Annotated in this window: 20 protein-coding genes and 1 riboswitch; of the genes, 12 read left to right on the forward strand and 8 right to left on the reverse strand. The window is 73.2% G+C overall.

The annotated features are described in order from the left end of the window. Positions 1-49 precede the first annotated feature (49 nt). Positions 50-463: a DUF4229 domain-containing protein gene (locus CFK38_RS06665; RefSeq protein WP_096802377.1), complete on the forward strand. Its 414-nt coding sequence runs from the start codon at positions 50-52 to the stop codon at positions 461-463. On the opposite strand, the gene CFK38_RS06670 is transcribed toward CFK38_RS06665, so the two are convergent. From CFK38_RS06670 to CFK38_RS06685, 4 genes are all read right to left on the reverse strand, one after another. Further along, positions 444-1,340 carry a 1,4-dihydroxy-2-naphthoate polyprenyltransferase gene (locus CFK38_RS06670; RefSeq protein WP_096802378.1) on the reverse strand — a complete coding sequence of 299 codons (897 nt, stop codon included), beginning with the start codon at positions 1,338-1,340 and terminating at the stop codon, positions 444-446. The genes CFK38_RS06665 and CFK38_RS06670 overlap by 20 nt on opposite strands. Before the next feature lie 100 nt (positions 1,341-1,440). Beyond that, the gene (locus CFK38_RS06675; protein WP_096802379.1) at positions 1,441-2,739 is read right to left on the reverse strand and encodes an AMP-binding protein; all 1,299 of its coding nucleotides are present in this window, start codon (positions 2,737-2,739) and stop codon (positions 1,441-1,443) included. 1 nt (position 2,740) lies between these two features. Continuing rightward, the gene (locus tag CFK38_RS06680) at positions 2,741-3,736 is read right to left on the reverse strand and encodes a 1,4-dihydroxy-2-naphthoyl-CoA synthase (RefSeq protein WP_096802380.1); all 996 of its coding nucleotides are present in this window, start codon (positions 3,734-3,736) and stop codon (positions 2,741-2,743) included. Further along, entirely contained in the window at positions 3,733-4,299 is a 567-nt protein-coding gene (locus CFK38_RS06685) for a GNAT family N-acetyltransferase (protein WP_245851249.1), read from the reverse strand. The genes CFK38_RS06680 and CFK38_RS06685 overlap by 4 nt, the downstream gene beginning before the upstream one ends. Before the next feature lie 54 nt (positions 4,300-4,353). On the opposite strand from CFK38_RS06685, the gene CFK38_RS06690 reads away from it, so the two are divergent. From CFK38_RS06690 to CFK38_RS06700, 3 genes are read left to right on the forward strand one after another with little or no spacing between them, the layout of a single operon-like run. Next, positions 4,354-5,331 (forward strand): o-succinylbenzoate synthase, encoded by a 978-nt coding sequence (locus CFK38_RS06690; RefSeq protein WP_096802382.1) that lies wholly within the window; start codon positions 4,354-4,356, stop codon positions 5,329-5,331. A gap of 36 nt (positions 5,332-5,367) precedes the next feature. Beyond that, positions 5,368-7,098 carry a 2-succinyl-5-enolpyruvyl-6-hydroxy-3-cyclohexene-1-carboxylic-acid synthase gene (gene menD, locus CFK38_RS06695; RefSeq protein ID WP_096802383.1) on the forward strand — a complete coding sequence of 577 codons (1,731 nt, stop codon included), beginning with the start codon at positions 5,368-5,370 and terminating at the stop codon, positions 7,096-7,098. 14 nt (positions 7,099-7,112) lie between these two features. Continuing rightward, entirely contained in the window at positions 7,113-8,504 is a 1,392-nt protein-coding gene (locus CFK38_RS06700; protein ID WP_096802384.1) for a S1C family serine protease, read from the forward strand. 44 nt (positions 8,505-8,548) lie between these two features. Here CFK38_RS06700 and CFK38_RS06705 read toward each other — a convergent pair whose 3' ends face one another. Then, positions 8,549-9,847: an isochorismate synthase gene (locus CFK38_RS06705; protein WP_245851250.1), complete on the reverse strand. Its 1,299-nt coding sequence runs from the start codon at positions 9,845-9,847 to the stop codon at positions 8,549-8,551. 168 nt (positions 9,848-10,015) lie between these two features. Here CFK38_RS06705 and CFK38_RS06710 point away from each other — a divergent pair, with 168 nt between their 5' ends. Next, a complete protein-coding gene (locus CFK38_RS06710) occupies positions 10,016-11,569 on the forward strand; it encodes a cell division protein PerM (protein WP_157773394.1) in 1,554 nt (517 codons plus the stop codon). Here CFK38_RS06710 and CFK38_RS06715 read toward each other — a convergent pair. Then, the gene (locus CFK38_RS06715) at positions 11,547-11,963 is read right to left on the reverse strand and encodes a hypothetical protein (protein ID WP_245851251.1); all 417 of its coding nucleotides are present in this window, start codon (positions 11,961-11,963) and stop codon (positions 11,547-11,549) included. The genes CFK38_RS06710 and CFK38_RS06715 overlap by 23 nt on opposite strands. Positions 11,964-11,994: 31 nt before the next feature. Between CFK38_RS06715 and purN the strand changes: the two genes are divergently transcribed. The 3 genes from purN (at position 11,995) to ppk2 (ending at position 15,440) form a co-directional block, all read left to right on the forward strand. After that, positions 11,995-12,567 carry a phosphoribosylglycinamide formyltransferase gene (purN, locus tag CFK38_RS06720; protein WP_157773395.1) on the forward strand — a complete coding sequence of 191 codons (573 nt, stop codon included), beginning with the start codon at positions 11,995-11,997 and terminating at the stop codon, positions 12,565-12,567. Between the two features lie 29 nt (positions 12,568-12,596). Continuing rightward, positions 12,597-12,674, forward strand: a riboswitch (ZMP/ZTP riboswitch). Positions 12,675-12,703: 29 nt separating this feature from the next. Beyond that, on the forward strand, positions 12,704-14,380 hold the full coding sequence (gene purH, locus CFK38_RS06725) for a bifunctional phosphoribosylaminoimidazolecarboxamide formyltransferase/IMP cyclohydrolase (protein WP_096802387.1): 1,677 nt from the start codon (positions 12,704-12,706) through the stop codon (positions 14,378-14,380). A 154-nt stretch (positions 14,381-14,534) separates the two neighbouring features. Continuing rightward, on the forward strand, positions 14,535-15,440 hold the full coding sequence (gene ppk2 / locus CFK38_RS06730; protein WP_096802388.1) for a polyphosphate kinase 2: 906 nt from the start codon (positions 14,535-14,537) through the stop codon (positions 15,438-15,440). 95 nt (positions 15,441-15,535) lie between these two features. Here ppk2 and CFK38_RS06735 read toward each other — a convergent pair whose 3' ends face one another. Then, complete coding sequence (locus CFK38_RS06735; RefSeq protein ID WP_096802389.1) at positions 15,536-17,050, reverse strand: aspartate ammonia-lyase; 1,515 nt, start codon at positions 17,048-17,050, stop codon at positions 15,536-15,538. Between the two features lie 110 nt (positions 17,051-17,160). On the opposite strand from CFK38_RS06735, the gene CFK38_RS06740 reads away from it, so the two are divergent. The 4 genes from CFK38_RS06740 (at position 17,161) to galK (ending at position 21,535) form a co-directional block, all read left to right on the forward strand. Then, entirely contained in the window at positions 17,161-17,451 is a 291-nt protein-coding gene (locus CFK38_RS06740) for a DUF3017 domain-containing protein (protein WP_096804251.1), read from the forward strand. 90 nt (positions 17,452-17,541) lie between these two features. Beyond that, positions 17,542-19,032, forward strand: coding sequence for a threonine/serine exporter family protein (locus tag CFK38_RS06745; protein ID WP_096802390.1), 1,491 nt, complete (start codon positions 17,542-17,544; stop codon positions 19,030-19,032). Positions 19,033-19,034: 2 nt separating this feature from the next. Continuing rightward, positions 19,035-20,129: a lactonase family protein gene (locus CFK38_RS06750; RefSeq protein ID WP_096802391.1), complete on the forward strand. Its 1,095-nt coding sequence runs from the start codon at positions 19,035-19,037 to the stop codon at positions 20,127-20,129. 137 nt (positions 20,130-20,266) lie between these two features. Beyond that, positions 20,267-21,535 carry a galactokinase gene (galK, locus tag CFK38_RS06755; RefSeq protein ID WP_096802392.1) on the forward strand — a complete coding sequence of 423 codons (1,269 nt, stop codon included), beginning with the start codon at positions 20,267-20,269 and terminating at the stop codon, positions 21,533-21,535. Here the strand turns inward: galK and CFK38_RS06760 are convergent. Next, entirely contained in the window at positions 21,523-22,599 is a 1,077-nt protein-coding gene (locus tag CFK38_RS06760; protein ID WP_096802393.1) for an adenosine deaminase, read from the reverse strand. The genes galK and CFK38_RS06760 overlap by 13 nt on opposite strands. Positions 22,600-22,605 lie beyond the last annotated feature (6 nt).

The raw sequence follows: 22,605 nt of genomic DNA on the forward strand, positions 1-22,605 counted from the left end.
CGCAGCGACCGTGGCGAGAGGGCACAGCCGGGAGAACTACCCTGGACCCATGCGCCCGTTCCTGCTCTACGCCGTCGTCCGTCTGGGTCTCTGGGTCCTGCTGTGGTGGCTGCTGACCCTGGTCGGTCTCGGCCTGGTGCTGGCCGGTGTGCTCGCAGCCCTGATCGCGATGCTGATCTCGATCCTCTTCCTGGACCGGCTGCGGAATGCTGCGGCGCTGCGCTGGAAGGCGGCCGACGAGCGTCGGGCGGCGCGCCGCGCCGACGATGTCGACGAGGACGCCGAGTACGAGGACGCGGTGCTCGACGAGGCCGACGCCGAGACCGCGACCGAGGACCGGAACCACCCGACCGGCGGTCCCGACGCGACGGGCGACGTGACCGCCGGAGACGCGGAGAGCCTGGACCCGGCGGGCCTGCCGGACCTCGGTGACCGGGACGAGGTCAGAGAAGAAGACCGCTGAGCAGCAGCAGGGAGAAGACCAGCTCCAGCCGCCCGGTCGCCCCGAGCACCGGGATCAGCTCGCGCCCCGCGGCGCCGTGCAGCACGGTCCGCACCGGGAAGAGCGCCAGCGGCAGCGCCAGCACCACCAGGGCGACCGGCCACTGCACCACCATCACCGGCACCATCAGCGCGAAGGGCGCCAGCACCACGGCCGAGTACAGGGCGCGGGTGCCGCGCTCGCCCAGCCGTACGGCGAGGGTCCGCTTGCCGGAGAGCGCATCGGTGGGGATGTCCCGCAGATTGTTGGTGAGCATCAGGGCGACGGCCAGCAGGCCGATCGCCACCGAGGCGAGCAGCGCCACCCAGGTGGGTGCGCCCGTGATCGCAAAGGCGGTGCCGTTCACGGCCACCAGGCCGAAGAACACGAACACGAACAGCTCGCCGAGCCCCAGATAGCCGTAGGGCTTCTTCCCGCCGGTGTAGAACCACGCGGCCGCGATCGCGGCGGCGCCGATCACGAGTGTCCACCAGATCTGGGCCAGCGCGATCAGCACCAGCCCGCACAGACCGCCGATAGCGAGGGAGGCGATCGCCGCGCGCTTGACGGTCGCCGGCCGCGCCGCGCCGGAGCCGGTGAGGCGGAAAGGCCCCACCCGGTCGTCGTCGGTGCCGCGGATCCCGTCGGAGTAGTCGTTGGCGTAGTTCACGCCGATCTGCAGGCAGAAGGAGACCGCGAGGGCCAGCAGGGCCCGGGGGACCACCAGCGCCCAGTCCACCTCCCCGTGGAGCGCCTCCAGCTGCCACGCAGCAGCACCCGTGCCGGCGGCGACGGGGGCCAGGGCGGCGGGGAGGGTGCGGGGTCGGGCGCCCTGCACCCACTGCGACAGGCTGGCCATCGTGCTCCTCGAGGATCCGGCGGGCGAACCGCGGCCGCCGCTCAGCGGCCGTGACGAGGATACGCCGCGGTCAGAGTCCGGAACCGGGCCCGGCAAGGAATCACATCCTGGTCTCCGCGGCGAGGCGCCGGGCGGCGGCGCGATCCACCTTCCCGATGCCCAGCAGCGGGAGCCGCTCGAGGACGTGCACTCGCTTGGGAACCATGTGCGCGGGCACCTCGGAGGTGCGCAGGGCCGCACGCACGAGGGCGGTCGCCTCGTCCGGGTGGACCCCGTCCTCGAGGGTCACCAGCGCCTCGACACGCTGGCCCCACTCGGGATCCGCGACCCCCACCACCACGCTCGCCCGGATCATGCCGCGCAGCATCAGCGAGCGGTCGATGGCCCGCTCCACGTCCTGGGGCAGGACCTTGCGGCCGCCGGTGTTGATGACGTCATCGGCCCGGCCCAGCACCGTCAGCGTCCCGCCGGCATCGAGCTCGGCGAGGTCGGAGGTGAGGAAGCTGCGGGGCGGCTCCCCGACGAACGGGGAGGCGTCGGTGCCACCGTCGGCCGTGAGGTAGCCCAGCGACAGGGTGGGGGAGGCGATCCGGAGCCGTCCGGCGCCGGCGGCATCGGGGTCGACAAGGCCCAGCTCCACCCCCGGCAGCGGGACGCGGTCGTAGACGCAGCCGCCCGCGGTCTCCGAGGAGCCGTAGGTGGTGCGCACCGCGATCTTCTGGGCACGGGCCCGGGCGAGCACATCGGGGCTGGTCGCGGCGCCACCCACCAGCACGGCGGCGAAGCGCTTCAGCATCCCGCGGGCGCGGGCGTCGGCCCCGGTGGCCCCGGTGACGATGCGGGTGAGCTGGGTGGGCACCAGCGAGGTGAGCGCCGGCAGACCGGCACCGGTGGCCTGCTCCAGGACCGGACCGGCGAGCTCGGTGAAGGCATCGGAATCGAAGTGGCCGCGCAGGTCCGGCAGCGGGTCCGGGAGTGCGGGGGCGGCAAGGCCCAGCACCTGGGCGGTGCGGTGGGCGCGGGCGAGCACCTGCACCCCGGCGATGTGGGTGGGGGGCAGCAGTGGCAGCCAGAAGCCGTGGCCGCCGGTCTCCGGTGCGGTGCCGTCGGCCGCGAGGAGCTGTGCGGTCGCGTCCTGCGAGGCGAGCAGCGCCGGCCGGGACAGGGCCACCGCCTTGGCGGTGCCGGTCGAGCCGGAGGTGGGGACGACCAGCGCCGTGTCCTCGAAGCCGGCGGGCAGCTGCGCGGGAGGGTCGAACGGGCCCAGCCACAGCCGGGCGCGGCCGGCCATCATCTCGCCGATCGCCGCGGCGTGGGCGGTCAGCGAGGCGGCGGAGGCGTCGTAGACCGGCGGGACCAGCCAGGGCAGGTCTGGGGTGGGTGAGGCATCGGCGCTCATCTCAGCCCTGCGGGTGCGGGAAGGCGGACCAGTCGGGATCGCGCTTCTCGAGGAAGGCGTCGCGGCCCTCGGCGGCCTCGTCGGTCATGTACGCCAGGCGCGTGGCCTCCCCGGCGAACACCTGCTGGCCCATCAGCCCGTCATCGGCCAGGTTGAAGGCGAACTTCAGCATCCGGATCGCCTGCGGGGACTTGGTGGCGATCCGGGCCGCCATCTCCAGCGCCACGTCCTCGAGCCGGGCGTGGTCGACGACCCGGTTCACGGCGCCCCAGTCGTAGGCGTCCTGGGCGGAGTACTCCTCGGCGAGGAAGAAGATCTCCCGGGCCCGCTTCTGGCCCACCTGCTTGGCGAGGTAGGCGGAGCCGAAGCCGCCGTCGAAGGAGCCGACGTTCGCGTCGGTCTGCATGAAGCGGGCGTGCTCCCGGGAGGCGATCGAGAGGTCGCTGACCACATGCAGGGAGTGCCCGCCCCCGGCGGCCCAGCCGTTGACCAGGGAGATCACCACCTTGCCCATGGTGCGCATCAGGCGCTGCACCTCGAGGACGTGCAGCCGTCCGGAGGAGCCGGTGCGCACCTGCGCGGTCTCCCCGTACGCCTCCTCCGCGGAGTACTCGTAGCCGGCCCGGCCCCGGATCCGCTGATCGCCGCCGGAGCAGTAGGAATGGCCGCCGTCCTTGGGGGAGGGGCCGTTGCCGGTGAGCAGGATGACGCCCACCCCGGTGTCCAGCCGGGCATGGTCCAGCGCCCGGTAGAGCTCGTCGACCGTGTGGGGCCGGAAGGCGTTGCGCACCTCGGGCCGGTCGAAGGCGATCCGCACCGTGGGCAGGTCCCGCTCCGTGCGCTCGCCGTCGGCGGACTCGATCCGCTCCACCGCCCGGTGGTAGGTGATGTCGCTCAGCGCGGGCCCGCCGTGCTCGGCCGCGGGCACCTCCCGCCAGCGGTGCGGGTCGAAGGTGTCGGAGACCCGACGGGGCAGCGGAACGGGTGCGGTCGTCATGACTGCCAGGGTAGTCCGGCGGTGTCCGGCGACGGATCCGTGACGAGCCGTCCGAAGGTGAGCACGTCCACGCGGTCGCCGTCGACGAGGAACTTCCCGCGCTCGGTGCCCTCGTGCACGAAGCCGGCGGCCCGGGCCACAGCGCCGGAGGCCGGATTGTTCACCCGGTGCCCGAGCTCGAGCCGCTCCAGACCCCAGCCCCCGGCGGCCGACGGGGTCAGCGCCCGAGCGGCGACCGCGGCAGCGGCCCGCGCGGCCAGGCCCCGTCTGCGGTGGGCGGCGTGGAGCCAGTAGAAGAACCAGCCGAGGCGGTTCTCGGCGTCGATGCTGAGCGCCACCAGGCCGAGGAGCGTGTCCGCACCGTCGACGATCGCGGTCGACCGACGGTCTGCGGCCAGCAGCCACGCCACCTGCTCGCGGGCCTGCGCCAGCGTGGTCACCGTGCCCTGGCGGGCCATGTCGGCGGCGGAGCGGTGGGCGTCCAGGACGGCCGGGGCGTCACCGGCGCGCACGGGGCGCAGGCTCGGGACGGACAGCGTGGCGGGGCGGTGCGTTGAGGTCACGCGCACATCCTGTCCGCTTCGCCTCCGGCCCGTCATCTCATTATCCTGGGGAGCATGCAGATCCCTTCCGTCCTGCGCGACCTGGGCATCGACGAGGCACGTGCCTGGTCGATCCCCATGACCACCCGGTTCCGCCGGATCACCGAGCGTGACGGGCTGCTGCTGCACGGGCCCGCCGGCTGGGCCGAGTTCTCGCCCTTCTGGGACTACGACGCGGCGGAGTCGGCGACCTGGCTGCGCGCCGCCCTCGCCGACGCCACCACCGAGCGTCCCGCTCCGCTGCGCGCGGAGGTCCCGGTCAACGTCACCATCCCGGTGGTGCCGCCGATGCTCGCCCACCGCCTCGCACGGGTCGGCGGTGCCACGACGGCGAAGGTCAAGGTCGCCGACCCCGGCGTGAGCATCGCCGAGGACGCCTCCCGGCTGGAGGCGGTGCGCGACGCGATGGGCCCGGCCGCCCGCCTGCGCATCGATGCGAACGCCGCCTGGACCCGCGAGGAGGCGCTGACGGCACTGCCCGTCCTGGACCGGGCGGCCGGAGGCCTCGAATACGCCGAGCAGCCCTGCGCCGCCCTCGAGGACCTCGCGGCGGTGCGACGCGCGCTGGACATCCCGATCGCCGCCGACGAATCGGTGCGCCGCGCCGAGGACCCGCTGCGGGTGGTGCGGGCGGAGGCCGCCGACCTGCTGGTGATCAAGGTGCAGCCGCTCGGCGGGGTGCAGCGATGCCTGGAGCTGGTCGAGCAGGCCGGGCTGCCGGTGGTGGTCTCCTCCGCGCTCGAATCCAGCGTGGGCCTCAGCGCCGGGATCGCGCTCGCCGCCGCCCTGGCCGAGCTGCCGTACGCGTGCGGGCTCGGCACCGCGCCCCTGCTCACCGGCGACCTCGTCGCGCCGCCTCTGCACGCCGGCGGCGGGATGCTGCCCGTCGGCCGCCGGGACCCGGCCCCGGAGCTGCTGGAGCGGCACGCGGCGGGGCCCGAGCTCACCGCCCGCTGGCAGGAACGGCTCACCGCCTGCACCGACCGGCTCTGAGCCGCCCGCCCCCCCCCGGCGCACTACGCTGGCAGGGTGCATGAGCGAACCGCCCCGATCATCCCGCCGGCCTGGATCCAGGCCCCCCGCCCCACGGGCTCCGGCGCGGTCGACCAGTCCGTCGCGCTGTGGAGCGCCCTGGCCGCGCTCGGGCTGCGGGACGCGGTCCTCGCACCCGGCTCCCGCTCCGCGCCGCTGGTGTACGCCCTGGCCGCCGAGGAGGTGGGGGAGCGGATCCGCGCCCATGTGCGCATCGACGAGCGGGCCGCGGCCTTCACCGCGCTGGGGCTGAGCCGTCACGATCCCGCCCGTCCCGCCGCCGTCGTCACCACCTCCGGCACCGCCACCGCGCACCTGCACGCCGCGGTGATGGAGGCCCACCACTCGCGGATCCCGCTGCTGGTCCTCACCGCGGATCGGCCTGCGGAGCTGCGCGAGGTGGGCGCGAACCAGACCACCCGCCAGGCCGGCATGTTCCGGTCCCTGGCGCGCCTGGCCGTGGACCTGCCCGCCCCCACCGCCCGAGCAGCCACCCCGCTCGAGCTGCGCACCGCGGTCTCCACCGCGGCGCGGGCGCTGGCCGCGACCACCGGGGAGCATCCCGGCCCGGTCCACCTGAACCTCTCCTTCCGCGACCCGCTGGTGCCGCGCCCGACGACGGAGACCGCTGCGGAGCCCGTGAGCACCTCCCGGCAGCGGATCGTGCTCACCCGGCGGGTCGGCTCACCGCCCCCACCGCCGCAGCCGGTGCCGGTGGACGGGCGCACCGTGGTGGTCGCCGGGGACGGCGCGGGACCCGCCGCCGCCGAGCTCGCCGCCCACCACGGACTGCCGCTGCTGGCCGAGCCCAGCTCCGGTGCCCGCCACGGCGAGACCCTGATCCCCGGATACCCCGCCCTGTTGCGCGAGGTGATGGCGGAGCCGGGCCATCCGCTGCGCCCGCAGCGGGCGATCGTGCTCGGCCGCCCCACCCTCTCCCGTCCCGTCGTCGGTGCCCTGCTGGGTGCCGAGGACGTCGAGGTGATCGTGGTCGATCGGCAGCTGGACTGGGCCGATGTCGCTCGCCGCGCGAGCCTCGTGGTCCCCACCGCCGTCGGCCAGGAGCAGACGCCCGTTCCCGCGCAGGAGCGGCGGACGCACCTCACCGCCTGGCGCGCTGCAGCCGCGACCGCCGCGGAGGCCCTGCCCAGCAGCTGGCAGCAGCGTGCCGCGCTCGCCGTCTGGGAGTCCTCCGGCGCGGGCGATGTGCTGGTGCTCGGCTCCTCCAGCCTGGTGCGCGACCTCGAGCAGCACGCCGGCCCCACCGCCGCCCGGGTCATCGCGAACCGGGGCCTGGCCGGGATCGACGGCACCACCGCGATGGCCGGCGGGATCGCCCTGGCGCGCGAGGCGGCGGTCGCCGACGGCGCGGACGGTGCGCCCGGCCGGGCCCGGCTGCTGGTGGGTGATCTCACCGCCCTGCACGACCTCACCGGCCTGCTGATCGGCCCGGAGGAGCAGCGCCCCGTGCTGGACGTGGTCGTGGTCGACGATGGCGGCGGTCGCATCTTCTCCGGGCTCGAGCATGCCGCCGCACCCCCTGGCCTGCTGCGACGCTTCTTCACCACTCCGCACGGTGCCGACATCGCTGCGGCCGCGGCCGCCCTCGGGGCCGAGGCCCACCGCGTCACGACCGCACTGCTCCCCGAGGCTCTCGCGGTGCCTGCCGACCGTCTCCGCGTGCTGGTCGTCCAGCCGACGTCCAGCGAAGATTCGACGAACTCTTGAACAGGAGTGCTGGTATGGATCCCATGAAGGACGCACACAGCCCGCAGGAGAACCCGTACGGCAGCTCCGACCGCAGCGCCCCCGGGCACGACGCGCCGGACCACGACGCCCCCCGGGATGGCGCCTGGGGGTATGACACCCCGAGCGGCGACGCCCGGAGGCACGACCACCCGGGACCGACACCGACCGCGGCCCACGGTGCTGCGACCCCGCCGCCCCCGTTCCCGGCCGCACAGACCCCCGCGGCCGGGACCTCCCCCGCACCGGCGACCGCGCCCCCCGCCGCGCCCCGCCGCGGCCCCGGCTGGGGCGGGGTCGGCGCCCTGGTGGTCCTCGGCATGATGCTCTCCAGCGGCGCGACCCTCGGCGGCGTCGTCGTCTACGACCAGTTCCTGGACCCGGACCCGGAGGTCTCGACGCAGCCCGGGACCGGCTCCACCTCCGCGGCGCAGCCGGCGGCGGCGATCACCGGGGAGGCCCCGAACTGGGCCGCGGTCGCCGATCAGGTCTCCCCGAGCACCGTCGCGATCAAGGTCGCCACCTCGGCGGGCACCGCCCAGGGCACCGGGGTGATCCTCGATGACAACGGCGCCATCCTCACCAACAACCACGTCGTCGAGGGCGCCCAGGAGATCCAGGTCAGCACCAGCGACGGCCTCAGCTATCCGGCCTCCGTCGTCGGCACCGACCCCACCACGGACCTCGCGGTGATCCGTATGGAATCGCCGCCGGAGGGTCTGCAGCCCGCCACCTTCGCGGACTCCTCGACGGTCGAGGTGGGCCAGCCGGTGATGGCGCTCGGCACCCCGCTGGGACTCGAGAACACCGTCACCACCGGCATCATCTCCGCCGTGGACCGGCCGGTCACCGCCTCCGGCGAGCAGGGCGACGGTGCGGAGGCCACCTACACCTCGGCGCTGCAGACCGACGCCGCCATCAATCCCGGCAACTCCGGCGGCCCGTTGGTGGACGCGGCCGGTCAGGTGATCGGCATCAACACCGCGATCGCCAGCATCCCCAATGCCTCCGGCCAGGCCGGAAGCATCGGCCTCGGCTTCGCGATCCCGGCGAGCACCGCCACGATGATCGCCGAGCAGCTCCAGGAGGACGGCACCGCCGAGCATGCCTTCGTGGGAGTGACCAGCACCAACGGCACCGCCTCGGACGGCGCGGCCACCTACAGCGGCGCCGAGGTGATCAGCATCGAGCCGGACAGCCCGGCCGCCGACTCATCGCTGAAGAAGGGTGATCTCATCATCGGCGTCGACGACACTCCCGTCGGCGGGGCGGCGGCACTGACCGGGGTGGTGCGCGGACTGGAGATCGGCTCCACCCACCAGTTCGAGGTGGTGCGCGACGGTGCCCTGCAGAGCGTCGAGATCACTCTCGGCGTGCGCTCCTCCTGAGGCTGGAGCGCCGCCGGCCCGGTCGAGCAGGGCGCCGTGAGGACTCAGGCGCCGTGCTCCCCGCGCAGCGCCCGCAGCATCGGCCGGCACTTCGCGAGGGCCTCGGCATGCTCCGAGACCGGATCCGAGGCGGCCACCAGACCGCCCCCGGCCTGCAGCACGACCGTCCGCTCAGCGACCAGGTGCGCCATCCGCAGCGCGATCGCCCACTGCCCGTCCCCGTCGGCATCCATCCATCCCACCGGTGAGGCGTAGCCGCCGCGATCGTGCGGCTCCAGACGCGCGATGATCTCGTCGGCCCGCTCCCGCGGCGTGCCCGAGACGGCGGCCGAGGGATGCAGTCGCGAGGCGACGTCGAGGCTGGTGGTGCCGCTGCGCAGACGCGCCGAGACATCCGAGGCCAGATGCTCCAGACCCGGCAGGCGCAGCACGAACGGCTCGGGGGAGACCTCGAGCTCTGCGGCCAGGCCCGCCAGCCGCTCGACCACCGAGTCCACGGCGAAGGCATGCTCGGACAGCTCCTTGGAGTCGCTGCGGAAGGCGCGCCGATCCACCTCGTCCAGCTCCCCGTCGTCGGCCACCGGGCGCGAGCCCGCCAGCACCCGGGAGAAGACCCGACCGTCCTCGGTCTGGGCGAGCATCTCCGGGCTCGCACCGACCACGTCCTCCAGGTGATACACCCAGGTGCTGGGGTAGGCACGGGCCAGCCGGGTGAGCATCACGGCGGGGGAGAGCGGGTCGGGGGTGCGCACCGCGGTGCGCTCGGAGAGGACGACCTTCTCGGCGTGACCGTCCCGGATCTGCGCGACCGCCTCCTGCACCAGGGCCTGGTACTCGTCCGGCGTGTGATCGGCCTCGACCTCGAGCGGCTCCACGGCATCGGCGGGCAGCGGGGAGGAGGGGAACAGGTCCCGCCAGCTGGTGGGCAGGAGCGGCTCCTCGTCGACCCCGACCACGGTGAGGAAGGATTCGCCGTCGTGCACGCCCAGCAGGGCCCGCGGCACCATCAGCGTCGAGGGGCGCGGCGAGGAGTCGGCATAGGAGAAGCTGCCCAGCGCGATCAGACCGCTGGTGCGCACCCGCACCTCGTCGTCGACGCGGGCGCGGGCGGCCAGGGCGCGGAAGGCGGCGCCGGTGGCCGCGAAGCGGTGCGGCCCGTCGGCCCGCACCGACCATGCCTCCCCGAGCGCCACCATCCCCTGCCCGTGGCGCAGCCACGCACCGCTGACCGCGGCGGGCACGTGCCCGAGCAGGTCCACCGCCTCCTCGATGCGCTGGGTGCGGACGTGCAGGACCACCGGGGGCTCGTCGGCGGCGTCGGAGGGCAGGATGGAGGCAGACATCCGTGCCATTATGCGGCACCTGGAGGCGCGTGGGCGTGACCCGTGTCCCGGCCGCAGATGCGCAGGAGAGCGGTGCGAAGGTGCGACCATGGACCGGCGACCCGGCCCCTCGGGACGCGCCGCCCCGGTTCCGCGTCCCATCGAGACTCTTCCCCTAGGAGCACGCGCGTGAGCAGCACAGTCGACAGCATCGCGACGCCCCTGGTCCGGGGCGTGCTCGGGGCTCTGTCCTCGCTCGGCATCGCGCTGGCCGTGGTGGTCGTGCCCGCGCTCGCCGCCCAGGTCGCCGGCACCGCCTCGAGCGCGACCGCGCTGGACGCGATCCTGATCGGCCTGAGCATCCTCGTGCTCGGCCACGGCGGCGGCGTCATGGTGGACACCGGGGTGATCGACGGACCCGTGACCATGACCCCCTTCGGCCTGCTGATCCTGCTGCTGCTGCTCTCGGCGCTGTCGATGCGTCGAGTGGGCCGAGCGCTGCGGCCCGTGCGGGACGACGGTGTGCTGCGCACCGGCGCGCTGCGCGACGCCGGCTCCGCACTGGGCATGTATGCGCTGGTGTACGCGGTCGGGCTGGCCGTGCTGGCCGGCATCGGCCGCAGCGTGGACACCTCGCCCATGCTCACCTCGGCGGTGGTCTCCGGGCTGATGGTCGCGGTGGCCGGCGGGCTCCTGGGCATGCTGTGGTCGCTGCGGCGGGAGCCGACGGATACCGTGCCCGGGGTGCGGGTGCTCGAGCTGCTGCCCGCTCCCTATGGGGACGTCGCCCGGGCAGTGCTGCTGGCGGTGACCGGATTGTGCGGGCTCGGCATGGCGCTGGTGGTGGTGCTGCTGCTGCTGTCCGTCCCCGCCCAGGCGGCGCTGTTCGAGGGGCTCGCCCCCGGCATCGTCGGCGGGACCGTGCTCACCCTGATCCAGCTGGCCCTGCTCCCGCTGGTGGCGGTGTGGGCGCTCACGGTGCTGCTCGGCGGCACCGTCGGGGTGGGGACCTCCACCGGCATCTCGCTGGACGGCGCCGAGACCGGAGTGCTCCCGGCGCTGCCGATGCTGGGCGCCCTCCCCGACCCCGGGGACTTCCCGGCCGCGCTCTGGCTGCTGATGATCCTGCCCGCGATCCCGGTCGCGCTGGGCGCGGTGCGGCTGGTGCAGGACGTCGCCCACCTCGAGCGGCGCGAGCAGATCACCGCCTGGGCGGCCTACCCGCTCTCCGTGATCGTCGTGTGCCTGCTGCTGGCCGGCCTGTCCACCGGCGGGATCGGGGACGGCCGCCTGGTGCACCTGGGGCCGCAGATGAGCACGCTGGCGCTGCCGCTGATCGTCATCGTCGTGGCGAGCACCGCGCTCGTGCTCGGGGTGCTGGTGACCCCGCTGATCCCCTGGACCCGCAGCACGCTCGGCTCCGTACGGGCACGGGTCGAGGCGGCCGAGCGCAGCGAGCATGACGACGGGGGGACGCCCAGCGCGCACGACGGGGCCGACGAGCACGACCCGGAAGCCGCACGCAGCGCGCTGCTGGCGCGCTTCGCCCGGCGTCACGCCCCGGTGCAGTCCGTCGTCGAGCCCGAGGACCCCGAGGACGAGGACCCCGACGTCGATGCCTGGGCGCTGCCGACGGCCGAGCCGGACCGGGACCGGGCCGAGGACGCCCCGGCCGAGGAGCAGGCACCCCCCGCGGACCCCGCGCGGCGGAGGAACCGGCTCAGCCGCCGAACAGACCGCTGACCCAGTCGGCCATCGAGCCCTCCGCCGCCGAGGTGCACCCGGTCCGGGCCTGCTCGGTGATGGCGGTGGAGCGGCACTGCTCGAGCTCGGCCATCGGGCCGTAGAACGCGAGATCGAGCGCCGCCCCGCCGATGATCAGGAGCATGGCCGGCACCCCGAGCAGGATGCCGAACGCCGCCATCGTGAAGCGTCGCTCCCGGAACGCCCGCACGATCAGCAGGATCAGCAGGACCAGGGCGACCAGCCCGGCGAGTCCGGACAGCAGCGAGTAGGGCAGCGGCGAGAGCATCAGCAGCCAGGAGGCCAGCATCGCCAGGGTCAGGGCGCTGGTCAGTCGTCGTGACCGGAGGGCTGCCCGGTCCGTGGACGGGCCGGAGGGGGAGTCGCTGTTCATCGGGTCCATTGTGCCCGACTACGCTGGAGCGGTGACCCGTTTCCCCGTCGTCGTCCTCATCTCCGGCACCGGCTCGAACCTCGCCGCCCTCCTCGCCGCTGAGCGCGCCGAGGACTGCCCCTATGCCGTGGTGGCGGTGCTCGCCGATCGCGACGCCAGCGGCCTCGAGCATGCCCGCGCCGCAGGCCTCCCCACCGAGGTGGTGCCCCTGGCCGATCATGCCGACCGGGCCGCCTGGGACGCGGCCCTCGCCGAGGCGGTCGCGGCCCATCGCCCGCAGCTGGTGGTGCTGGCCGGGTTCATGAAGCTCGTCGGCCCTGCGCTGCTGGAGGCCTTCGGCGGTCGCATCGTCAACACGCATCCTGCCCTGCTGCCCTCCTTCCCCGGCGCCCACGGCGTCCGGGACGCCCTCGCCCACGGGGTGAGGATCACCGGCTGCAGCGTCATCGAGGTCGATGCCGGTGTGGACACCGGGCGGATCCTCGCCCAGGCCGCGGTCGAGGTCCGCGAGGAGGACACCGAGGCGACCCTCCACGCACGGATCAAGGCCGTCGAGCAGCCGCTGCTGGTGGACGTGGTGCGGCGTCTCGCCGCCGCCTCCTGAGGAGGTCTCGCCGCCAGGTCCCGGATATGCTGGTTGCACACGACTGGCGAAGGTGGGGGACCACCGGGGAGTGACACGAGTGAGCATCGACCGCCTGGGTGCCCACCGCACGCAGATCCGAACAGGAGCACCCCACGTGAGCACCGCAGAGCGTCGTCCCCTGACCCGAGCCCTCCTCTCCGTCTTCGACAAGACCGGCATCGTCGACCTGGCCCGCACCCTCGCCGAGAACGGGGTCGAGATCGTCTCCACCGGTTCCACCGGCAGCACGATCCGTGACGCCGGCATCGCGGTCACGGACGTGGAGACCGTCACCGGCTTCCCCGAGATGCTCGACGGCCGGGTCAAGACCCTCCACCCGCGCATCCACGGCGGGATCCTCGCCGACCAGCGCCTGGCCGCCCACCAGGAGCAGCTGAAGGCCCACCAGATCGCCCCCTTCGACCTGGTGGTCGTGAACCTCTACCCCTTCAGCGAGACCGTCGCCGCAGGCGGCAGCTTCGAGGAGATCATCGAGAAGATCGACGTGGGCGGCCCCACCATGGTGCGCGCGGCGGCGAAGAACTTCGCCTCCCTCGCCGTGGTCGTCGACCCGGAGGGCTACGCGATCGCTGCCGAGGCCGCCGCGGCCGGTGGCTTCACCCTCGCCGAGCGCCAGCAGCTCGCGACGATCGCGTTCACCCGCACGGCGGAGTACGACGACGCGATCAGCGACTGGATGCTCGAGCAGCTCGACGGTCCCGCCGAGGCGGAGGCCGCGGGACCCGAGGACGAGCTCGAGGACGACGAGCTCGAGGACGACCAGGAGGTCAGCATCCTGGACCTCTCCGACGCCGACGCCGCCGAGCTCGGCATCACCGCCACCCTCCGCTACGGCGAGAACCCGCACCAGCGGGCGCGCCTGGCCGTCACCGACGAGACCGCCCCCGGCCTCGCCGGGGCCGAGCAGCTCGGCGGGAAGGAGATGAGCTACAACAACTACGTCGACGCCGATGCCGCCGTGCGCGCCGCCCACGACCACACCCTCCCCGCCGTCGCCGTGGTCAAGCACAACAACCCCTGCGGCATCGCCGTGGCCCGTGAGGACGAGGACATCGCCCTCGCCCACGCCCGCGCCCACGGCACCGACCCGGTCTCCGCCTACGGCGGCGTCATCGCCGCCAACCGCACGGTCACCCTCGCCATGGCCCAGCAGGTCAAACCCGTGTTCACCGAAGTCATCCTGGCGCCCGACTTCGAGGACGAGGCCCTCGAGCTGCTGCGCACCAAGAAGAACCTGCGGATCCTGCGCCTCCCCGGGCGCTACTCCCGCGGCGCCGAGCTGCGCGAGATCTGGGGCGGGATGCTGATCCAGGACCCCGACACGATCTCCGACGACGGCGACGATCCCGCGCAGTGGACCCTCGCCGCGGGCGAGGCCGCCGATGAGGCGACCCTGGCGGACCTCGCCTTCGCCTGGCGCTCGGTGCGTGCGGTGAAGTCCAACGCGATCCTGCTGGCGGACGACTCCGCGGCCGTCGGCATCGGGATGGGCCAGGTCAACCGCCTGGACTCGTGCCGCCTGGCGGTCACGCGGGCCAACACCCTGGGCGCTCCCGGCGAGGCCGAGGAGGCCCCGGAACGGGCTCGCGGCGCGGTGGCCGCCTCGGATGCGTTCTTCCCGTTCGCCGACGGAGCCCAGATCCTCCTGGACGCGGGCGTGCGCGCGATCGTGCAGCCCGGCGGTTCGATCCGTGACGACGAGGTGCTGGAGGCCTGCCGCGCCGCGGGCGTGACCATGTACCTCACCGGGACACGGCACTTCGCGCACTGAGCCGCGGCCTCCCGACCCGTCGGTCGGTGCGCCCCGATCCCGCCGCTGACGGGGCGGGGCGCACCGCGGGTCCGGCACCGGAGTCCCCGGTGTCCACCGTCCCGTCATCCAGGACCTCTAGAGTTGGTCCATCCCCGCGTGCGAAGGAGCGACCGTGAAGATCCCTGACAACCAGAGCCTGCGCGAATACATCGAGCATCTGCGCGACGAGGGGTACTCGGTCCAGGACGGTCATACGCCGGACCCGGACCTCATCGACCCGCAGGGCAACCCGGTCTACACCTGGCAGCAGGGCTATCCGTACTCCACCCGCATGGACCGGGACGAGTACGAGCGGGAGAAGTACAAGCTGCAGGTGGAACTGCTGAAGTACCAGTACTGGCTCGAGGACAACGACCAGAAGTCGATCATCATCTTCGAGGGGCGGGACGCGGCCGGCAAGGGCGGCACCATCAAACGCTTCACCGAGCACCTGAACCCGCGCACCGCCCGCGTGGTCGCGCTGAACAAGCCCAGCGACCGCGAGCGCGGGCAGTGGTACTTCCAGCGCTACATCCGGCACCTGCCCACCGAGGGCGAGATGGTGCTGTTCGACCGCTCCTGGTACAACCGGGCCGGTGTCGAGCGGGTGATGGGCTTCGCGACCCCCGAGGAGTACGAGACCTTCATGAATCAGGTGCCCTTCTTCGAGCGCATGCTCGTGGACTCCGGCATCTTCGTGACGAAGTTCTGGTTCTCCGTCTCCCAGAAGGAGCAGCGCACCCGCTTCGCGATCCGTCAGCTGGATCCGGTGCGGCGCTGGAAGCTGTCCCCGATGGACCTCGAGTCCCTGGATCGCTGGGAGGCGTACACGCAGGCCAAGGAGGAGATGTTCCGCCGCACGGACAAGAAGTACGCACCGTGGACGATCATCCGCTCCAACGACAAGAAGCGCGCCCGGCTGAACGCCATGCGCTACTTCCTCTCCCAGTTCGAGTACGACGACAAGGACCACGAGGTGGTCGGCGTGCCGGATCCCAAGCTGGTGATGCGCGGCAAGATGGAGGAGGCCGACGAGTGAGCTGAGCCTCTCCTCGGGCCGGGCTCCGTGCCCGCCCCGCGGACAGCACGACGCCGCACCCCGTCCCGGACGGAGCGCGGCGTCGTGCTGAGCGGTCAGAGGTTCTGCGCAGGATCCTCGGGCAGGCGCGTGATCTCCCCGGAGTCCATCTGCTCCTCGGAGAGAGCGGGCATGGTGCCGGTCGGGGTGGCGCGATACGGGGCGGTCATCGAGGCCGGGGACAGCAGCGACGTCAACCGGGCCTGGTCCAGCAGCCCCCGCTCCAGCACGAGATCGGCGACCGGACGCCCGGTCTCCAGGGCGGTCGCCGCGACATCCGTCGCGGGGCCGTAGCCGATCACCGGCACCAGCGCGGTGACCACGCCGATCGAGCGGCGCAGGTTGTCCTCGAGGACGTCCTCGTTGAGCGTGATCCCGGCGATGCAGCGATCGGCGAGGGTGTTCATCGCGCGGGTCATGATGCGCGTGGACTCGAGGATGTTGAAACCGATCACCGGCTCGAAGGCGTTCAGCTGCAGCTGCCCGCCCTCGGCCGCGAAGGCCACGGTGAGATCGTTGCCGATCACCTCGAAGGCGACCTGGTTGACGACCTCCGGGATCACCGGGTTCACCTTGCCCGGCATGATCGAGCTGCCCGGCTGCACCGCGGGGAGGTTGATCTCGTGGAAGCCGGCCCGGGGGCCCGAGGACAGCAGTCGCAGATCGTTGCAGATCTTCGAGATCTTCACCGCGATGCGGCGCAGGATCCCGGAGAAGGTCACGAAGGCACCGGTGTCGCTGGTGGCCTCGACCAGATCGACGGAGACCACGAAATCGATCCCGGTCAGGTCCGAGAGCTCCTTGGTGGCGAGCTGCGCGTAGCGGGGATCGGTGGTGATGCCGGTGCCGATCGCGGTCGCGCCGAGGTTGATCTCCTGGAACGCCGAGGCGGTGCGGGTGAGCCGCACGACGTCCTCCTCGATGGTGGTGGCCCAGGCGTTGAACTCCTGACCCACCGTCATCGGGACCGCGTCCTGCATCTGCGTGCGGCCCATCTTCAGCACCTGGGAGTACTCCGCGCCCTTGGCGCGCAGGGTGGTGATCAGGTGATCCATCGACTCCACCAGTGCCGGGAAGGTCAGCAGGATCCCCAGCCGCAGCGACGTCGGATACACGTCGTTCGTGGACTGCGCCAGATTGACGTGATTGTTGGGGTGGAGGTGCTGGTAGTCGCCCTTCTCATGGCCGAGGATCTCCAGCGCGCGGTTGGCGATCACCTCGTTGGCGTTCATGTTGGTGCTGGTCCCGGCACCGCCCTGGATCACGTCCACCACGAAGTTCTCATGGAGCTCACCGTCGACGATCTCCGCGCAGGCCTGCTCGATGGCGGCGGCGCGCTCGTCGTCGAGCGCCCCCAGACCGTGGTTGGCCCGAGCCGTGGCCCGCTTGACCTGGGCGAGCGCCTCGATCAGGCGGGGGAAGTGGCTCACCGGGACATCGGTGATGTGGAAGTTCTCCTGCGCTCGCAGGGTCTGCACACCGTAATAGGCATCGGCGGGGACCTCACGGTCGCCGAGCAGATCATGCTCCGTGCGAGTGGCGAGGTCGGGCGTCGAACCGGGGCTGGTCATGGGAAGGAGTCCTCCAGGTCGCTCTGAGGTCGACGGCGCTGCCGACCACGGCAAGCCTAACCGGGGAACCGGCTGGGGGAGGCCCCCGCGGTGCCCGTACTATGGACGGCGTGCCGCAGCGACGTTCTCCCTTCACCGTCTCCGCGGCCCTGCGACGCCAGGGGGTGCTGACCCTGGCCCTGTGCGCGCTCGGCGTGATCATCGTGGTCGGGGTGCTGTTCTCCGCCGCACTGGCCGGGCTGCTGCTGGCCGTGCTGCTGGGCACCCTGGCCGTGCTGCGGGCGGTCCTGCCCGTCAGAGCGGTCGGCGCCCTGGCCGTCCGTTCCCGGGGCCTCGACGTCGCCGTGCTGCTGGTGCTCGCGATCTCCCTCGGCGTGCTCTCCACCTCGCCGAACCTCTGAGCGCGCGCCCGGCCGCCGCGCCGCGCGCTGTGCGCTCTGCGGTGGCGCGCTGAGTGTTCCGGGCCCCGGCCGGTGTGGCACGATCGATCCGTGCCCACCGATTCCACCCGGCTCCATGCCGTGTTCGACCTCGCCATGAGGATCGGCGAGGGACTGCTCACCAACGGTGCCGCCGCCTCCGAGGTGACAGCGACCGTGCTGCGGGTGACCAGCTCCTCCGGTCTGCGCAACGTCTCCGTCCAGGTGACGTTCAACGAGGTGACGATCTCCTATCTCGCGGACGAGTCCGCGACCCCCTTCACCAGGGTGCGCTCCGCGAGCGACCGGGTGCAGGACTTCGCCCGGCTGGCGGCCTTCGAGGACGTCTCCCACGGCTATCTCTCCGGGGAGCTGCCGCTGGACGAGGCGCGTCGGCAGGCCGCTGCGATCCCGCAGCGCCAGCCGCGGTACCGGATCCCCCTGGTGGTCTCCGGCTTCGCCGTGATGGGCGGTGCCGCCGCGCTGTTCTTCGGTGCGGGCAGTCTGGTGGTGATCGCCGCGACGATCTCCGCAGGCCTGCTCATCGCGATCGGCGAGCTGCTGGCGCGCTGGAACATCCCGCCGTTCTACAGCCAGGTGCTGGGCGGCTTCGTCGCGGTGGGCGGTGCCGTGCTGGTCGCCCTGATCGACCACAGCGTCAGTCCCTCGATCGTCGTCGTCTCCTGCATCATCGTGCAGCTGGCCGGCCTCTCCTCGATCAGTGCGGTCCAGGATGCCGTCACCGGCTGGTACGTCACCGCGGCGGGCCGCATGCTCGAGACGCTGATGCTCACCGTGGGCCTGGTCGCCGGGGTGCGCGGGGGACTGCTGCTGGCCGACGTGATCGGGGCCGACGTCTCCGTCAGCGCCGCGATGCCGCTGACCTTCACCACTGCGGTCGTGGTGGTGATCTCCGGCCTGGGCATGGGCCTCGGGTACGGCGTCGGCACCCAGGTCCCCTCCCGGCTGCTGCTGTTCGGCGCGCTGGTGGCCTCCGGCTCCGGAATCATCGCCCACCTGCTCAGCAGCGCGTCGCTGGATCGCCCCGTGGCCGCCGCCATCGCCGCCTTCGCCACCGGGATGGTGGCGACCGTCCTCGGGGACCGGCTGCGGGCGCCCGCCCTCGCGTTCGTCATGGCCGGGGTGATCCCGCTGGTCCCGGGCAGCCGCATCTACAGCGGGCTCCTGGGGGTCGGTGACGACCTCGGCGCCGGCGTCGCGGAGATGCTGGGCGCGGCCGAGATCGCGGTCGCGATCGCCGCCGGGGTGGTGCTGGGACAGCTGCTGGCCTCGCGCCTGATGCCGTACTTCCGACGCAGCGGGATCGCGTACACCCCGGAGATCTCCTCACCGTTCACCACCCTGCGGCGGCGGCGGATCTCGCTGGGATCGGGCCGGATCCGGCGACGTCGCCGCGCGGCGGTGATCGAGCCGTCTACGATGACCGGTGAGATGACAGCGCTGTCCTCCACGATGTTCGACGACCTCTCGTTCCTCGAGGATCTCGAGCCGCCCTCGGACCTCGAGGACGGCACCGGGCGGCGCCCCGACCGCGAGGAGTGACCATGACCACCACCGCACTGATCGCCGCCGGCGGATACTCCCGCAGCGGCACCGGTCGCGGGCCCGGTATCGAGCTGCTGGGCCTGACCATCGACGCGGCCACCGGCGCACCGGCCGTGGAGCGTCTGGCGGAGGTGGACCTGCCCGACCCCTCCTTCGTGCTCTGGAGCCGGGACGGGACGCTGCTGCATGCGGTGCTCGAGGGTGATCCCACCCTGGTGGTCGCCGTGCGGGTCTCGGCCGACGGTCGGGAGGCCGAGGTCATCGGGGATCTCGCCGTCGACGGCACCGGGGGCTGCCACCTCAGCCGCGGCACCGAGCCCTCCACCCTGATCATCGCGCAGTACGGCGCGGGCACGGTGGCCACCGTGCGGCTGGACGAGGCCGGGATCCCGATCGAGCAGATCGATCTGGACGACCACCGGGACCTCCGCGACAGCGGCGAGAACAGCACGGAGCACGGCCTGGGGGGCCCGCACCCGCACCAGGTGGTCGCGCTGCCGGGCACCCCGCTGCTCGCCGTCCCGGACCTCGGACTGGACCGGGTGCTGCTGTACCGCCAGGACGTCGCCGGGATGATCGACCTCGCGGGGGAGATCCCGCTCAGTCGCGGCAGCGGCCCCCGCCACCTGGTGGCGGACCACGAATCCGATCAGCTCCACATCTCCTGCGAGCTCTCGGGCATGATCGCGACGGCGGCCCGGAGCCGGACCGTCCCGCAGCGCGGGCTGCCCTCCGCGATGGAGGGCCCGGCGCACCGGTGGAGCGTGCGCTCGATGATCCCCGCCAGCGGTCGGGACGGCGCCAACGCCCCGTCCCACCTCGAGCTGACCGCGGACGAGTCCGCACTGGTGGTGGCCAATCGCGGGCCCGACACCGTCTCGCTGCTCTCGCTCTCGGCGATGCGTCCGCTGCTGGTGACCGAGGTCGCGGTGGGTGCGCACCCGCGCCACTTCACCCAGCTGGGCGACCTGGTGCTGGTCGCCGCCCAGGAGGGGGACCGCATCGATGTGCTGCGGCGCCGTGGAGAGGAGCTCACCGTCGCCGCGGAGCCGATCCCCGCCCCCTCGGTGGCGTGCCTCGCCGTACGGCCCTGACACGGAGCGCCGGAGCGGTCGACCCTGGGAGCCGGTGCTGTGCTCTTGTCGAGACGACGGTTAGACTCTCGGACGCCGTGCCCGGCGGGGGCTGCTTCCGTCGCGTCCCGGCCACAGACCGCTCCGGAAGGAACTCCATGACCCGCCCCGTTTCCCGCCCCGCCCCTGTCGCTGCCGCGGGCGCCGCCCCCGGCACCGACCGGGCCTCGGTGGAGCTCTCCGCAGCTCCCGAGCGCTCGGCGGCCGCGGACCGTGCCGCGCAGCTGTTCGAGGAGTCCTACGGGTATGCGCCCGACGGGGTCTGGTCGGCGCCCGGCCGGGTGAACATCATCGGTGAGCACGTCGACTACCAGGACGGGCTGTGCCTGCCGATGGCGATCTCCCACCGCTGCTTCGCGGCGGCGGCGCGCACGCCCACCAATCGTCTGCGCCTGCGCTCCGCCCAGGATGAGACGGTCCTGGACATCGACGCCCGAACCCTCTCCCCGGAGACCGTCACCGGCTGGCCCGCCTACGTGGCCGGGGTGCTGTGGGCGCTGAGCTCGCGCATCTCGGGCGTGACCACCCGCGGCATGGACATCATGATCGACGGTCAGGTGCCGCTGGGCGCCGGGCTCTCCAGCTCCGCCGCGCTCGAGTGCGCCGCCGCCGAGGCCATCGAGGACCTGCTGAGCCTCGGCACCGGGCCCCTGGACCGGGTGCGGGCCGCGATCACCGCCGAGACCGACTTCGCGGGAGCCTCCACGGGCGGCCTGGACCAGTCCGCCTCGGTGCTCTCGCGGGAGGGTCATGCGCTCTTCCTCGACTGCCGCGACTTCTCCACCCGCCCGGTGCCGTGGGACCTCGCCTCCCAGGGGCTCGCGCTGCTGATCACGGACACCCGCGCCGAGCACTCGCACGTCGACGGCGAGTACACCGCGCGCCGCGCCGACAGCGAGCGCGCCGCCGCGGCTCTGGGCGTGCCGACCCTGCGCGACGCCGACCCCGCCCAGCTCGACCAGCTGCTCGCCCGGATCGACGACGAGGTGGTGCGGCGTCGTGCGCGCCACGTGATCACCGAGATCCAGCGGGTCCGGGAGTTCGACTCACTGCTCGCGGACGGCACCGTGCGCGAGCACGTCGCGGAGCTCGGCGCGCTGCTGAACGCCTCGCACGACTCCCTGCGCGAGGACTACGAGGTGACCGTCCCCCCGCTCGACCTCGCCGTCGAGGCTGCCCGGCGGGCCGGCGCCCATGGCGCCCGGATGACCGGCGGCGGCTTCGGTGGCTCGACCATCGCCCTGGTCGAGGCCGCGCAGGCGCAGACCGTGGCCGCCGAGATCGCGGCGGACTTCACCGCCCAGGGCTTCGAGACCCCGGAGTTCTTCCTCGCCCTGCCCTCGGAGGGCGCCGGTCAGGACCGCTGAGGTCCCGCCGTCGGCGCGCTGGCACCGCCGTCGGCGGGAGCCGGGGCGGCGAGCCAGCGGCGCACCCCGCCCAGCAGGCGCTCCTTCACCGCGTCGGGCGCGGCCGAGATCCTGATCGAGGAGGCGGCGAGCTCGGCCAGCTCGGCATCGTCGAAGCCGCTCGCCCGCGCGGTCTCGTACTGGTCCAGCAGGCGCGCGCCGAACAGCAGCGGGTCATCGGCGCCCAGCGCGATCTGGGCGCCCGCCTCGACGAGGCGCCGCAGCGGCACGTCGGCCGCCTGCTCCACCACCCCCAGCGAGGCGTTGGAGGCCGGGCACACCTCGAGGCCGATCCCTGCGGAGACCACGCTCTCCAGCAGCGCCGGGTCCTCGGCCGCCCGCACCCCGTGGCCCAGCCGGTGCGGCCCCAGATGCTCCACCACGTCCCGCACATGGGTGGGACCCAGCAGCTCTCCGCCGTGCGGGACCGCCAGGAGCCCGGCCTCGCGCGCGATGCGGAAGGCCGGAGCGAACTCGGCCGTGGTGCCGCGGCGCTCGTCGTTGGAGAGCCCGAAGCCGACCACCGGCCCCGCATGCCGCACTGCCAGGCGGGCGAGCGTGCGGGCGTCCAGGGGATGGCGGGTGCGGGAGGCGGCGATGACCATCCCGATGCTCACCCCGGTCTCCTGCTCGGAGCGGGCGGCCTGGTCCAGCACGATCTCGATCGCCGGGGTCAGCCCGCCCACGAACGGGGCATAGCTGGTGGGATCCACCTGCAGCTCGAGCCGTCCCGAGCCCTCGGCCGCATCATCCAGCGCCGCCTCGTGGAGGATCTGGCGCATCGCCTGCTCGGAATCGACGACGGCGCGCGCCGCGTCGTACTGGCGCTGGAAGCGGAACCAGCCGCGACGCGTCGGCTCGACCTGCAGCGAGACGTCGTCGGTGAGGGAGCGCGGCAGCCGGATGCCCCGCTGCGCCGCCAGCTCCCACAGCGTGGCGGGGCGCATCGACCCGGTGAAGTGCAGGTGCAGGTGCGCCTTCGGCAGCGAGGCGAGATCACGGCGGGCGCCGTCGACCGCACTCATGCGCGG

Source organism: Brachybacterium vulturis, assembly GCF_002407185.1.
GTDB lineage: Bacteria > Actinomycetota > Actinomycetes > Actinomycetales > Dermabacteraceae > Brachybacterium > Brachybacterium vulturis.

Bases quoted from the DNA above. Each gene is read 5' to 3' on its own strand.
- CFK38_RS06665 (WP_096802377.1), top strand. From the start codon at position 50: ATGCGCCCGTTCCTGCTCTACGCCGTCGTCCGTCTGGGTCTCTGGGTC.
- CFK38_RS06670 (WP_096802378.1), bottom strand. From the start codon at position 1,340: ATGGCCAGCCTGTCGCAGTGGGTGCAGGGCGCCCGACCCCGCACCCTC.
- CFK38_RS06675 (WP_096802379.1), bottom strand. From the start codon at position 2,739: ATGAGCGCCGATGCCTCACCCACCCCAGACCTGCCCTGGCTGGTCCCG.
- CFK38_RS06680 (WP_096802380.1), bottom strand. From the start codon at position 3,736: ATGACGACCGCACCCGTTCCGCTGCCCCGTCGGGTCTCCGACACCTTC.
- CFK38_RS06690 (WP_096802382.1), top strand. From the start codon at position 4,354: ATGCAGATCCCTTCCGTCCTGCGCGACCTGGGCATCGACGAGGCACGT.
- CFK38_RS06700 (WP_096802384.1), top strand. From the start codon at position 7,113: ATGGATCCCATGAAGGACGCACACAGCCCGCAGGAGAACCCGTACGGC.
- CFK38_RS06705 (WP_245851250.1), bottom strand. From the start codon at position 9,847: ATGTCTGCCTCCATCCTGCCCTCCGACGCCGCCGACGAGCCCCCGGTG.
- CFK38_RS06715 (WP_245851251.1), bottom strand. From the start codon at position 11,963: ATGAACAGCGACTCCCCCTCCGGCCCGTCCACGGACCGGGCAGCCCTC.
- CFK38_RS06735 (WP_096802389.1), bottom strand. From the start codon at position 17,050: ATGACCAGCCCCGGTTCGACGCCCGACCTCGCCACTCGCACGGAGCAT.
- CFK38_RS06750 (WP_096802391.1), top strand. From the start codon at position 19,035: ATGACCACCACCGCACTGATCGCCGCCGGCGGATACTCCCGCAGCGGC.
- galK (WP_096802392.1), top strand. From the start codon at position 20,267: ATGACCCGCCCCGTTTCCCGCCCCGCCCCTGTCGCTGCCGCGGGCGCC.
- CFK38_RS06760 (WP_096802393.1), bottom strand. From the start codon at position 22,599: ATGAGTGCGGTCGACGGCGCCCGCCGTGATCTCGCCTCGCTGCCGAAG.